Below are 13,339 nucleotides of genomic sequence, written 5' to 3'. Positions count from 1 at the left end.
ACTTCGTGATCGCCTTCGGCGACCCTTGACAGACCGACCCGCCCCGGAAAGCCGAAAGACTGCCGGGAAACCCCCAAAGAAACGGCACGGTCCAAGGGCAAGGGACGGGTCTCTCAGCGATGAGGCGAGGGGCCGGGCGTCGGCCGGCCGGGCATCCGGGCCCTCAGATGTCGACGTCCCGGGCCGGGGAGGCGACTACCCGCACGAGAGGCCGATCAGAGCGACCTCCAGGCCCCCCAAGCGCGACAGATCGCTACGCGCTCCTCGAATCTCAGCGTCTGGCGACCGGCCGGGGCTGATACCCGCACCAGAGGGCGAAATAGGCAGCCCAGGCAGCGGATGGGCGCGTCGGATCGCTACGCGCTCCTCTGATCTCGGCGGCTGACAGCCGTCCGGGGCTGGTGGCCGGCTCCTGGGCGCCATCATGAGGACATGCTGCATGTACTCGATTCCCCGGACGGACTGACCGACAGGGCGCGGCGTTTCCTGGCCGCGCGGGCCCGGACCGTTCCGTTCCCGAACATCGAGAACCCGGGCGACGCAGCGGTCGTGGAGCGTCTCGCCGCCTTTCCGGAGGTGGACAAGGACGTGATCCTCGCCGGTCTCCGCCGCGCGCAGGCCCGTTACGGCGGGCTGGTCTACCGGACTTCGGCGTGGTCGTTCGAGGAGGAGATCCGGTTCGAGCCGTGGCCCTTCTACGGGGCGAGCGCGGAACACGGGCCGCTGGGGGAGTTCATCGGCCACGGGGTGGCGCATCCCTACTCCGTGACGCTCCGAGGTGACGGCGCGGTGGTGTTCCGGTTCGGCCGGGACGTGGCGGTGTTCCCGGATCCCGACGCCCTCATCGAGGCGGACGCCCTGTACTGGGAGTGCGAGAGCTGGATTCCCGTGGTCGAGCCGAAGCCCGGACAGTCTCTGGCCGGGGTGTGGGAGGCGGCGTCCCGGCTGCCCCTGATCTGGGAGGGCCCTACGGAGTGGTGGTGGGAGTCCGACGGTTTCCGGGTGCACCTGTGGCGGACGTTCGCGGAGCTCTTCGAGCAGGAGCGTTTGGCGAAGTGGGGACTCTGGGCGCGGGACGAGGCGGGGGTGCAGGCCGCCCGACGGTTCCTCGCGGGCCTTCCCGCTAGGGTGGACGGCACATCGTGAACCGGAACAAGGAGCAGACGTGAGCGGCATCGCCCTGCAGCAGGAGATCGCCCGGGAACTCCAGGTCGCCGAGACCTTCGAGGCCGAGCGGGAGATCGAGCGCCGGGTGGCCTTCCTCACCGAGCGGCTGACCTCCACGGGTCTGCGGTCCCTCGTCCTGGGCATCAGCGGCGGTGTCGACTCGACCACCTCGGGCCGGCTCTGCCAGCTCGCCGTCGAGCGGGCCCGCGAGGCGGGGCATGAGGCGCAGTTCTACGCGATGCGGCTGCCCTACGGCGTCCAGGCCGACGAGCACGACGCGCAGCTCGCGCTCTCCTTCATCCAGGCCGACCACGTCCTGACCGTGGACATCAAGCCGGCCAGCGACGCGGCGCTCGAGGCCTCGGCGGCAGCGGGCGTGACCTTCCGCGACGCGCACCACCAGGACTTCGTGCACGGCAACATCAAGGCCCGCCAGCGCATGATCGCCCAGTACGCGGTGGCCGGCGCGCACGCGGGTCTGGTGGTCGGCACCGACCACGCCGCCGAGGCCATCTCCGGGTTCTTCACCAAGTTCGGCGACGGCGCGGCGGACGTGGTCCCGCTGACCGGCCTGACCAAGCGCCGGGTGCGCGCCATCGCCGACGCCCTGGGCGCCCCCGCCGAGCTGGTGTGGAAGACCCCGACGGCCGACCTGGAGACCCTCGACCCGGGCAAGGCGGACGAGGACGCCCTCGGCGTCACCTACGACGACATCGACGACTTCCTCGAAGGCAAGCCGGTGGACGCGCGCGCCTACGAGACGATCGTCAACCGCTACCGCCTCACCGAGCACAAGCGCCAGCTCCCCATCGCCCCCTGAGAACATCAGCCCCGGACAGCTGCCGGACGCTGAGATCAGAGAAGCGCGTAGCGATCCGACGCGCCCGCCGGCCCCATGGGCTGCCTATTTCGTCCTCTGGTGCGGGTATCGGCCCAGGACGGCCGCCGGACGCTGAGAGATGAGGAGCGCGTAGCGATCTGCTGCGCCCACGCGCTCCCCGGGCCGACCTGTTCGTCCTCTGGTGCGGGTAGTCGCGCCCTGGTCCGGGATCGGGACTCTTGAGGGCCCGGATGCCCGGCGGACCGGGCCCCGGCCCCTCGTCTCATCGCTGAGAGCCCGTCCTTCCACCATGGACCGTGCCGTTTCTTTGGGGGTTTCCCGGCAGTCTTTCGGCTTTCCGGTTCGGGCCGGTCGGTCAAGGGTGGCCGAAGGCCATCGCGTAGCGACGCGACCGAAGGGAGCGCCCTTGAGGGACCGGCCCGAACCGGAAGGACGATGGGACTGACGGGAAGCCCCCAACCAGCCCTGAGGCCGCCCCGCCGGTGCCCCGCTCCCTCACACCCCCTCAAGGAACCGGCCCACCGCTGCCGCGAAGGCTTCCGGCTCGGCGGTGTACACGAAGTGGTCGGTGTCGAGTTCCGTCAGGGCGGTGCCGGGGCGGCGTTCCGTCATGGCCCGGGCCTGGTCGGCCGGGATGACGCCCCGGGTGCCGCGGACGAGCAGTGCCGGGCAGGTGGAGGCCGTCCAGTCGGCCCAGTGGTCGCCGTGGACGTGGTGCTCGGAGTCGTGCATCTCCCGGGGGTGGAAGGGCAGGCGCCAGCTGCCGTCGGCGTTCTCCCGGAGCCGGTCGGAGAAGTACGGCGCGGCCGGCCCGAGGCTCGCTACCAGCGCCTCGCGGGTCGGGGCCTCGTACGGGAGCTGCAGCAGGAACGCCAGGGGGTTGGAGCCGTCCAGCCCGAGTGCGGCAGGGCCCTCGGCGTTGACGAGGGCGCTCACGCGCTCGGGGTGGCGCGCGGCGAACTGGTAGGCGTTGACGGCGCCGAGGGAGTGGCCGAGCAGGACGACGCGCTCCAGCCCCAGGTGGTCCAGGAGGGCGCGGATGTCGGAGAGGTACCCCTCCCGCGTGTAGTCGGTGGCGCGGTCGGACTCGCCCTGGCCGCGCTGGTCCGGGGCGATCACCCGCCACTCGGGGCCGAGGGCGCGGGCGAGGGCGGCGAACGTGGCGCCCTCGGACAGGTGCCCGTGCAGGGCGACCAGCGGGCGGCCGGTGCCGCCGAAGTCGAGGTACGACAACCGGCGGCCGTCGATGGTGAGTTCGGAGCGGGTGGCGGCGGCAGTGGTGAGGGCGTCGTTCGCGGTCATGGTGGTTCTTCCCTTCGCGGTCGGTTCGTTCGCGCCTTGACGTGAAGAACCATACCCAGGATCCATACGATTGTTCAATACGTTCGTATGAGACAGCCGTATGGATTTCGGGTCCCTCAACCCACCGGCACCTCCAGGTACGACGGCGTCGGCTCCGGCGAGGTGAACGCCAGCGTCGCGCGCGGGAGGTTGGCGTCCCCGTAGAGGGGGTCCCGGGCGGCCGCCACCAGCAGGAGCCGGTGCCCGCGCGGGACGTCGTACGCCGCGGCCTGGAGGTCGATGTCCGCGCCGATCAGGCTGTCGGGCGGGGAGTGCAGGTCGCTGAACGGCGCGTGTGTGATCAGCCGGGCGGAGCCGTCCGGGGCCAGGTCCAGGAGGTACGCGACGAAGGTGGAGCCGGAGTTCGCGGCGCGGTACGTCACGCGCAGGCGGGGTGTGCCCCGTACGCGGAGGGTCTCTTCGGCGGGGTCCCCGGCCCAGGCGGCGGTGACGGACGCGGCCGCGGCGGCGCCGATCTCGCCGCCCGGGTACGGCTTCGGGAGGCCCGCCATCTCCGCGTACCCGGACCGCACCACCGCGTCGGCCGCGGCGGCCGGGGTGTCCACCCCGCACAGCACGCCCGCCGTCCAGCCGTGCTCGGGCTCCCCGGCCAGCGCCCCGAACCCGGGCAGCACACCGCTGCCCAGCCCCCCGGACCCGGCCGGCGGTGCGCTGCCCGTGAGGTACAGACGGTGGACGGTCCCGCCCGGGGCGGGGAGGGCGGCGGAGGGTTCCAGGGCGCGGCTCCACATCACCTCGGAGCGCACCTCGTGCTCCTCCTCCACCCCGTTGGCGGCGCCGCACAGGTGGTGGTCGAGCCAGCGGTGCGCGTCCGTCCACACCGGGCTCGGCAGCCCCAGCAGCCCGGCGCTCTCGGGGCCGCCGTGGTCGCCGACGGACAGGTCGAGCCGCTTGGGGCCGGTGAGTTCGCGGAAGAGCCCCAGCGTCTGGTTGGCGGGGAAGACCGTCTCGTGCCAGGCGTGCGCGAGGAAGACCGCCACCCGCCTGCGGTTGAACTCCTTGACGTGCGCGGCCGGGGAGCGCTGCTGCGCCCACCGCAGGGCGCCATCGGCGTTCCGGTCGGCGAGGACGTCCTCCAGGGCCCGTTCCGTCTCCGGGCTGAGCCGGGCCCGGCCGGCCGACGCGAGCAGGGCCTGTACGGCGGCGGCGCGGCGGGTGGCGTTCTCGTACAGGACCTCGCCGAGGTCGCCCCACGCGCTGAGCGCCGCCACCGCGTCGACGCGGGGGTCGTGCGCGGCGACGAGCAGGCCGGTGCCGGCGCCGTACGAGACGCCGAGGAAGCCGATCCTGGTGACCGGGCCGGCGGCGCGTTCCAGGAGGTGGTCCAGGGCGCGTCTGCCGTCGGCGACGTCCAGCGGGCCGGCGAAGTCGGCCTGGCCGTCGGAGCGGCCGAACCCGCGGACGGTGTAGGCGAGTACGTCGTAGCCGCGCGCCGCGAACGCGGCGGCCTGGACGGCGTACGCGGTCCAGCCCAGGGCCGTCCACGGCGAGGGCATTACGAGGGCCGCGCGCGGCCCGGGGCCGGTGTGCCGCCAGAGCGCGGCGTCGAGCAGGTCCCCGCAGGCGCCGGTCACCTTGCCCCGGCTGAAGGCGGCCGCGGCCCGGGCCGCCCGCACGTCCGCGGCGCGCGCGGGCGGCAGGCCGGCGGGGTCGCCGCTCTCCAGGGCGGTGGCGAAGGCGGTGAGGGCGGTGGCGTCGAGCTCGGGATAGAGGGAGTGGGGTGCGGCTGGGTCAGCGGGATGCACGGCGGACCGTCCTCGTCGTCGAGTGGCGTGGCGGGGCGCGTGGAGGGAGGCGGTACGGGGCCGGCGGCGGTGGTCGGCGCCGGGTGCGGTGCGGTGCGGAGCCCGGCGCGGCGGCGGCTCGGGCGGGGAGCACCCAGTATCGGCGCGCGACGGGCGCGTGCAGGGCGCGTTCCCGGCGTACGGCCGGAACCGCCCCTGATCGTCTCCGGTGCGTCGAGGGGTGTTCCGGCCCCGGCCTCGGCCGGGCCTTGCGCGATGGCCGGTGCGGATCAAGTCGGCTTCGGTGGAACGGAATTGGGGGGAGTGGCGGGATCCGGACGCAGCTTGCAAAAATAATGCAAGCACGCTTGATTGTTTTAGCGGAGGCTGCCAGGCTTCCCCCCACGCCGAGAGGGGAGCACGCCGTGCCCGATCCGTCCGCCGAAGGCCGGTCCGCCACAGCCGCCACCGCTGCCACCGTCACCGCAACCACCACCACCGCCGCCGACGTCTTCGCCGGCCTCCTCGCCGACCTCCGCGAGGAGGGGCGTGAACTCGACTCGCTCGTCGGGGAGTTGCCGGAGCCCGCCTGGGCGTGGCCGACGCCCGCGCCCGGGTGGAGCGTCGCCCACCAGATCGCCCACCTGCACTGGACCGACCGGGCCGCGCTGCTCGCGCTCACCGATGCGGAGGGCTTCGCGCGGATGGTGGAGGAGGCGTTGAAGGCCCCCGAGTCGTTCGTCGACGAAGGCGCGGCGGAGGGCGCGGCGCTGGAGCCCGCGGAGCTGCTCGCCCGGTGGCGCGAGGGCCGGGCCGCGCTCGACGCGGCGCTGGCGGCGGCCTCGCCCGACGCCCGGTTCCCCTGGTACGGGCCGCCGATGAAGGCCGCGTCGATGGCGAGCGCCCGGCTGATGGAGACCTGGGCGCACGGCCAGGACGTGGCCGACGCGCTCGGCGTACCGCGCACCCCCACGGCCCGGCTGCGGCACGTCGCGCGGATCGGGGTCCGGGCGCGCGACTACGCGTACGCGGTACGGGGACTGCCGGTCCCGGAGGGGGAGTTCCGGGTGGAGCTGACCGCTCCGGACGGGGCCGGGGTGTGGGCGTACGGTCCGGCGGACGCCCCGCAGCGGATCACCGGGCCGGCGCTGGACTTCTGCCTGCTGGTCACCCAGCGCGCCCACCGCGCCGACCTCGCCCTCACCGCGACCGGGCCCGACGCCGACCGCTGGCTCGACATCGCCCAGGCCTTCGCCGGCCCGGCGGGCCGGGGCCGCGACCCGCAGGGCGGCGGGCGGTGACGCGCCGGCCGCTGCGCATCGGCAACGCGTCCGGCTTCTACGGGGACCGGTTCGACGCCGTGCGCGAGATGCTGACGGGCGGCCCGCTGGACGTGCTGACCGGCGACTACCTCGCCGAGCTCACCATGCTGATCCTCGGCCGGGACCGCCTGAAGAACCCGGACCTCGGCTACGCGAAGACCTTCCTGAGGCAGCTGGAGGAGGGCCTCGGGCTGGCGCACGACCGGGGCGTGCGGATCGTGACGAACGCCGGCGGGCTGAACCCGGCCGGGCTGGCGGCGGCGGTACGGGCGCTGGCGGCGAAGGTGGGGGTGCCCGTCTCCGTCGCGCACGTCGAGGGCGACGACCTGATGCCGTACGGGCAGGACGCGCTCACCGCCAACGCCTACCTGGGCGGCGCCGGGATCACCGCCTGCCTGCGGGCCGGAGCGGACGTGGTGGTGACCGGCCGGGTCACGGACGCGGCGCTGGTCAGCGGGCCGGCCGCCTGGTGGTTCGACTGGGGCCCGCAGGAGTACGACCGGCTGGCGGGCGCGGTGGTCGCCGGCCACGTCCTGGAGTGCGGTACGCAGGCCACCGGCGGCAACTACTCCTTCTTCACGCGGCACGACGTCCGGCGGCCCGGCTTCCCGCTGGCCGAGATCGCGGAGGACGGCTCCTCGGTCATCACCAAGCACCCGGGTACCGGCGGAGCCGTGACGGCCGGCACGGTCACCGCCCAACTCCTCTACGAGACCCAGGGTGTGCGCTACCTGGGCCCCGATGTGACGGCCCGCCTGGACACGGTCCGGCTGTCCGCGGCGGGCACGGACAGGGTGGCGGTCTCCGGCGTCCGGGGCGAGGCCCCGCCCGGCACCCTCAAGGCGGGGGTGACCCGGATCGGCGGCTGGCGCAACGAGGTCGTCTTCGTCCTGACCGGCCTGGACATCGAGGAGAAGGCGGCGCTGGTGCGTGCGCAGCTGGCGGAGCTCCTGGCCGGGGTGTCCCGCGCCGAGTGGACGCTGGCCCGTACGGACCACGAGGACGCGGAGACGCAGGAGACGGCGAGCGCGCTCCTGCGGCTGGTGGTCCGCGATCCGTCTCCCGACCGCGTGGGCCGGGCCCTGACCTCGGCGGCCGTCGAACTGGCCCTGGCCAGCTACCCGGGCTTCCACGTCACGGCCCCGCCGGCTGCCGCCCAGCCGTACGGCGTCTTCACCGCGACCACCGTGGCGGCGGACTCGGTCCCCCACACGGCGGTCCTGCCGGACGGCACCCCCCTGCCGGTGCGTGCCGCCTCGCCCGGGGGTCCGCCCGGCGGTCCGCCCGAGGGACCGCCCCAGGGTCCGCCCGGCCGGACCCCGGAGGCGTCCGAGGCGCGGGGGTCCGGGGGCGGAGCCCCCGAAGGGGCCCGGGGCGACGCCCCGGTTCCGGGAAGGGGCGGGGTGGGGGAGAGCCCCGCGGAGCCCCCGCCGGCCGCCGCGGCGCATCCGGCGGGGGCCACCCGGAGGGTGGCGCTGGGCAGGATCCTCGGGGCCCGCAGCGGCGACAAGGGCGGGGACGCCAACGTCGGGGTGTGGGCCGAGAGCGGCCCGGCCTGGGAGTGGGCCCGGGACACCCTCACCGTCGAAGCCTTCAAGGCGCTGCTCCCGGAGACGGCCCCACTGGAGGTGACCCGGCACGAGCTGCCGAACCTGCGCGCCCTGAACTTCACCGTCACCGGGATCCTCGGCGACGGCGTCGCCTCCGGGCACCGCTTCGACCCGCAGGCCAAGGCCCTCGGCGAATGGCTGCGCGCCCGCCACCTCGACGTCCCGGCCCACCTCCTCCACCGCGGTGGCGGGGGCCCCGCCACCCCGACACCCGCTCCTGAGGGGACCCGATGACCCGCCTCGGAACCACCGTCGACCCGCTCGCCGCCGAGCACGCGCAGGCCCGTACCGCCGCCCTGGAGCGGCTCGCGGAGCTCGACGCCGAGCACGCCAGGGCCCTCGCAGGCGGCGGGGAGAAGTACACCGCCCGGCACCGCGACCGCGGCAAGCTGCTGCCGCGCGAGCGGATCGAGCTGCTCCTCGACCCCGACACCCCGTTCCTGGAGCTGTCCCCGCTGGCCGCCTGGGGCAGCGACTACCCGGTCGGCGCCTCGATGGTCACCGGTATCGGCACCGTCGAGGGCGTCGAGTGCCTGATCACCGCCAACGACCCCACCGTCCGCGGCGGCGCCAGCAACCCCTGGACGCTGAAGAAGGCGCTGCGGGCCAACGAGATCGCCCTCCAGAACCGGCTGCCGTGCATCAGCCTCGTCGAGTCCGGCGGCGCGGACCTGCCCTCCCAGAAGGAGATCTTCATCCCGGGCGGGGCGGTCTTCCGCGACCTGACCCGGCTCTCCGCCGCCGGCATCCCGACCGTCGCCGTCGTCTTCGGCAACTCCACCGCCGGCGGCGCGTACATCCCCGGGATGTCCGACCACACCGTCATGATCAAGGACCGTTCGAAGGTGTTCCTCGGCGGTCCGCCCCTGGTCAAGATGGCCACCGGCGAGGAGAGCGACGACGAGTCCCTGGGCGGCGCCGACATGCACGCCCGCGTGTCCGGCCTCGCCGACCACTACGCCGTCGACGAGTACGACGCCATCCGCCAGGCCCGCCGCATCGTGGCCCGGCTCAACCACCGCAAGCCGTACGCCGAGCCGCCCCGGGCCCAGGAGCCGCTGTACGACCCGGAGGAGCTCCTCGGGATCGTCCCGCCCGACCTGAAGACCCCCTTCGATCCGCGCGAGGTCATCGCCCGCATCGTCGACGCCTCCGACTTCGACGAGTTCAAGCCCCTCTACGGCACCAGCCTGGTCACCGGCTGGGCCACCCTGCACGGCTACCCCGTCGGCATCCTCGCCAACGCCCAGGGGGTCCTCTTCAGCGCCGAGTCGCAGAAGGCCGCCCAGTTCATCCAGCTGGCGAACCAGCGCGACATCCCCCTCCTCTTCCTCCACAACACCACCGGCTACATGGTGGGCAAGGAGTACGAGCAGGGCGGCATCGTCAAACACGGCTCGATGATGATCAACGCGGTGTCCAACTCCCGGGTCCCGCACCTGTCCGTCCTCATCGGCGCGAGCTACGGCGCCGGCCACTACGGCATGTGCGGACGCGCCTACGAACCCCGGTTCCTCTTCGCCTGGCCCAGCGCCAAGTCCGCCGTCATGGGCCCCCAGCAGCTCGCCGGGGTGCTGTCGATCGTCTCCCGCCAGTCCGCCGCCGCCCGGGGACTGCCGTACGACGAGGAACAGGACGCCGGGATGCGGGCCTTCGTGGAGGCCCAGATCGAGTCCGAGTCCCTGCCCCTCTTCCTCTCCGGGCGGCTGTACGACGACGGGGTCATCGACCCCCGCGACACCCGTACCGTCCTCGGCCTGTGCCTGTCGGCCGTCCACAACGCCCCCGTCGAGGGCGCCCGCGGCGGCTTCGGCGTCTTCCGGATGTGAGCCCCCAGATGACCGCACCGATCACTTCGGCCGCCTCGGCCACTTCGACCACCCCGACCAACTCCACGACCTCGCCGACCCCGATCACGTCCCTCCTCGTCGCCAACCGGGGCGAGATCGCCGTCCGGATCTTCCGCACGGCCCGCGAGCTGGGCCTGTCCACGGTCGCCGTCCACTCCGACCCCGACGCCGACGCCCTGCACGTCCGCCACGCCGACGCGGCCGTCCGACTGCCCGGGGCCGCGCCCGCCGACACCTACCTGCGCGGCGACCTGCTGATCGCGGCGGCCCGCGCGGCCGGTGCGGACGCCGTGCACCCCGGGTACGGCTTCCTCTCCGAGAACGCCGGCTTCGCCCGGCAGGTCCTGGCCGCCGGCCTGGCCTGGGTCGGCCCGCCGCCCGAGGCCATCGAGGCCATGGCCTCCAAGACCCGGGCCAAGGAGCTCGTGCGCGCCGCGGGCGTCCCCCTCCTCGACCCCGTCGACCCGGCCGCCGCCACGGCCGCCGACCTGCCGCTCCTGCTCAAGGCCGCGGCGGGCGGCGGCGGCCGCGGGATGCGCGTCGTACGCGACCTCGACTCCCTCAAGGAGTCCCTGGAGGCGGCCCGGGCCGAGGCCCTCTCGGCCTTCGGGGACCACGAGGTCTTCGCCGAGCCCTACGTGGAGCGCGGCCGGCACGTCGAGGTGCAGGTCCTCGCCGACGCCCACGGCACCGTCTGGGCGCTCGGCACCCGCGACTGCTCCCTCCAGCGCCGCCACCAGAAGGTCATCGAGGAGGCCCCCGCGCCCGGCCTGCCAGAAACCCTGCGCGAGACCCTCCACACGGCCGCCGTCGCCGCCGCCCGCGCGGTCTCCTACCGGGGCGCCGGCACCGTCGAGTTCCTCGTCGGCGCCGACGGCCGCCCGTACTTCCTGGAAATGAACACCCGGCTCCAGGTGGAACACCCCGTCACCGAAGCGGTCTTCGGCCTCGACCTGGTTGCCCTCCAGCTGCGCATCGCCGAGGGTCGGCCCCTGCCCCTCACCCCGCCCGCGCCCTCCGGCCACGCCGTCGAGGCCCGCCTCTACGCGGAGGATCCGGCCCACGACTGGCGCCCGCAGACCGGGGTGCTGCACACCCTCGACCTCCCCGGCCACGTCCGCGTGGACACCGGCTTCACCGCAGGCGACACCGTCGGCGTCCACTACGACCCCATGCTCGCCAAGGTCGTCGCCCACGCCCCGACCCGCGCCGAGGCGGTCCGGATCCTCGCGGACGCCCTGTCCCGGGCCCGGATCCACGGCCTGACCACCAACCGCGACCTCCTCGTGGGCTCCCTGCGCCACCCCGAGTTCGCCGCCGCCCGGCTCGACACCGGCTTCTACGAACGCCACCTCGACGCCCTCGTCGAAGCCGCCCCGGACCCCGCGCTCGCCTGCCTGGCCGCGGCCCTCGCCGAAGCGGCCCCGGCCCCCGGCGCCCCCCTCGCCGCCCGCCTCGGCGGCTGGCGCAACCTCCGCTCCCAGCCCCGGACCCGCCGCTACACCGTGGCGGGCACCGAGCACGAGGCCCGCTACGACCCGCTGGAGGACCCGGACGTCCGCGTCCTGGAAGCCACGCCCGACACGGTCACCCTCGAAGTCGGGGGCGTCCGGCGGATGTTCCACGTGAAACGCAAATCGAACACGGTCTACGTGGACTCCGTGCTCGGCTCCCACACCCTCGTGCCCGTACCCCGGTTCCCCGATCCCCAGGACCGCACCGAACCGGGCTCCCTGCTCGCCCCCATGCCCGGCACCGTCGTCCGCATCGCCGAGGGCCTCGCCCCCGGCAGCACCGTCACCGCCGGGCAGCCCCTGCTGTGGCTGGAGGCCATGAAGATGGAGCACCGCATCCTCGCCCCCGCCTCCGGCACGCTCACCGCGCTCCACGCCGTCACCGGCCGCCAGGTCGAGTTCGGCGCCCTGCTCGCCGTCGTCCAGGAGGAACAGCCGTGATCGAGACCGAAGAGCACCAGGCCCTGCGCGCCGCCGTGTCCGCCCTCGGGCAGCGCTACGGCCGCGACTACCTCGCCCGCGTCGCCCGCGAGGGCCGCCACCCCGACGAGCTGTGGGCCGACGCCGCCAAGCTCGGCTACCTCGGCGTCAACCTCCCCGAGGAGTACGGCGGCGGGGGCGGCGGCATCGCCGAACTCTCCATCGTCCTCGAAGAGCTGGGCGCGGCGGGCTGTCCCCTCCTCATGATGGTGGTCTCGCCGGCCATCTGCGGCACGGTCATCGCCCGCTTCGGCACCGACGCCCAGAAGAGCGCCTGGCTGCCCGGCCTCGCGGACGGCAGCCGCACCATGGCCTTCGGGATCACCGAACCCGACGCCGGCTCCAACTCCCACCGCATCACCACCACCGCCCGGCGCGACGGCGACGACTGGATCCTCACCGGCCGCAAGGTCTTCATCTCCGGCGTGGACATCGCCGACGCCACGCTCGTCGTCGGCCGCACGGAGGACGCCCGCACGGGCCGCCTCAAGCCCTGCCTGTTCATCGTCCCCCGCGACGCCCCGGGCTTCTCCCGCTCGGTCATCGACATGGAACTCCAGGCGGCGGAGAAGCAGTTCGAACTGGTCCTGGACGAGGTCCGCCTGCCCTCCTCCGCCCTGGTCGGCGACGAGGACGCGGGCCTCCTCCAGCTCTTCGCCGGCCTCAACCCGGAGCGCGTGATGACGGCGGCCTTCGCCATAGGCATGGGCCGCTACGCCCTCGGCCGGGCGGTGGAGTACGCGAAGACCCGCCAGGTCTGGAAGGAGCCGATCGGCGCCCACCAGGCCATCGCCCACCCCCTGGCGGCGGCGCACGTCGAGCTGGAACTCGCCGGCCTGATGATGCGGAAGGCGGCCGCGCTGTACGACGCGGGGGACGACGTCGGGGCCGGCGAGGCGGCGAACATGGCGAAGTACGCGGCGGGGGAGGCGTGCGTGCGGGCGGTGGACCAGGCGGTGCACACCCTCGGCGGCAACGGCCTCACCCGCGAGTACGGCCTCGCCTCCCTGATCACGGCGTCCCGCGTCGCCCGCATCGCCCCGGTCAGCCGGGAGATGATCCTCAACTTCGTCTCCCACCAGACGCTGGGCCTCCCCAAGTCGTACTGACCTTCCTGACGCCGGCGGGGCCGGTTCGGGTGTCCGGTGCCGGTGGGTCGGGTGCGGGTGGGTGGGCCGCTGCGCGGGGCTGGTCCCCTACCCGCCCTTCCACCGTTCCCCGGGCTCCGCCCGGACCCGCGCCTCAAACGCCGGCGAGGCTGAAAGGCCCCGGGGCTCCGCCCCGGACCCCGATACCGGGCGCTCCGCGCCCGGTGCGCTCAATCGCCGCGCGGGCTGGAATTTCGCTGCGCGAAATCCAGCCCCGCCGGCACCCTCCAGCCTCGCCGGCGTTTGAGGCGCGGGGGTGGGGGGGGGGGGGAACAGCACAAGGGGAGGGGGCGGCCCGAGGAAGAGTAGGGGGGGGGGGAG

At 74.3% G+C, this 13,339-nt stretch carries 9 protein-coding genes; 7 read left to right on the top strand and 2 right to left on the bottom strand.

The genetic code is table 11. From position 1 onward, the window contains the following. The first annotated feature begins 432 nt into the window (after positions 1-432). Both AC07A6_RS23545 and nadE read left to right on the top strand, forming a co-directional pair. A complete protein-coding gene (locus AC07A6_RS23545; protein ID WP_386273072.1) occupies positions 433-1,146 on the top strand; it encodes a hypothetical protein in 714 nt (237 codons plus the stop codon). Positions 1,147-1,165: 19 nt separating this feature from the next. Continuing rightward, entirely contained in the window at positions 1,166-1,987 is an 822-nt protein-coding gene (nadE, locus tag AC07A6_RS23540) for an ammonia-dependent NAD(+) synthetase (protein ID WP_362474878.1), read from the top strand. Between the two features lie 516 nt (positions 1,988-2,503). Here the strand turns inward: nadE and AC07A6_RS23535 are convergent. Both AC07A6_RS23535 and AC07A6_RS23530 read right to left on the bottom strand, forming a co-directional pair. Beyond that, positions 2,504-3,310, bottom strand: coding sequence for an alpha/beta fold hydrolase (locus tag AC07A6_RS23535; protein WP_362474882.1), 807 nt, complete (start codon positions 3,308-3,310; stop codon positions 2,504-2,506). Positions 3,311-3,426: 116 nt separating this feature from the next. Beyond that, a complete protein-coding gene (locus AC07A6_RS23530) occupies positions 3,427-5,115 on the bottom strand; it encodes an alpha/beta fold hydrolase (protein WP_478778397.1) in 1,689 nt (562 codons plus the stop codon). A 404-nt stretch (positions 5,116-5,519) separates the two neighbouring features. On the opposite strand from AC07A6_RS23530, the gene AC07A6_RS23525 reads away from it, so the two are divergent. The 5 genes from AC07A6_RS23525 to AC07A6_RS23505 all read left to right on the top strand — a co-directional run bounded on the left by AC07A6_RS23525 (position 5,520) and on the right by AC07A6_RS23505 (position 12,979). Beyond that, entirely contained in the window at positions 5,520-6,395 is an 876-nt protein-coding gene (locus AC07A6_RS23525) for a TIGR03084 family metal-binding protein (RefSeq protein WP_478778396.1), read from the top strand. Positions 6,396-6,463: 68 nt separating this feature from the next. After that, positions 6,464-8,260: an acyclic terpene utilization AtuA family protein gene (locus AC07A6_RS23520; protein ID WP_478778400.1), complete on the top strand. Its 1,797-nt coding sequence runs from the start codon at positions 6,464-6,466 to the stop codon at positions 8,258-8,260. Further along, positions 8,257-9,855, top strand: coding sequence for an acyl-CoA carboxylase subunit beta (locus AC07A6_RS23515; RefSeq protein WP_478778395.1), 1,599 nt, complete (start codon positions 8,257-8,259; stop codon positions 9,853-9,855). The genes AC07A6_RS23520 and AC07A6_RS23515 overlap by 4 nt, the downstream gene beginning before the upstream one ends. A gap of 8 nt (positions 9,856-9,863) precedes the next feature. Next, a complete protein-coding gene (locus AC07A6_RS23510; RefSeq protein ID WP_478778394.1) occupies positions 9,864-11,831 on the top strand; it encodes an acetyl/propionyl/methylcrotonyl-CoA carboxylase subunit alpha in 1,968 nt (655 codons plus the stop codon). Further along, positions 11,828-12,979 (top strand): acyl-CoA dehydrogenase family protein, encoded by a 1,152-nt coding sequence (locus AC07A6_RS23505; protein ID WP_478778393.1) that lies wholly within the window; start codon positions 11,828-11,830, stop codon positions 12,977-12,979. The genes AC07A6_RS23510 and AC07A6_RS23505 overlap by 4 nt, the downstream gene beginning before the upstream one ends. Positions 12,980-13,339 lie beyond the last annotated feature (360 nt).

The organism is Streptomyces sp. NPDC044002 (genome assembly GCF_056434525.1).
The sequence above is the reverse complement of the archived record's forward strand: the minus strand, read 5'-3'. Positions and strand labels throughout refer to the sequence as shown.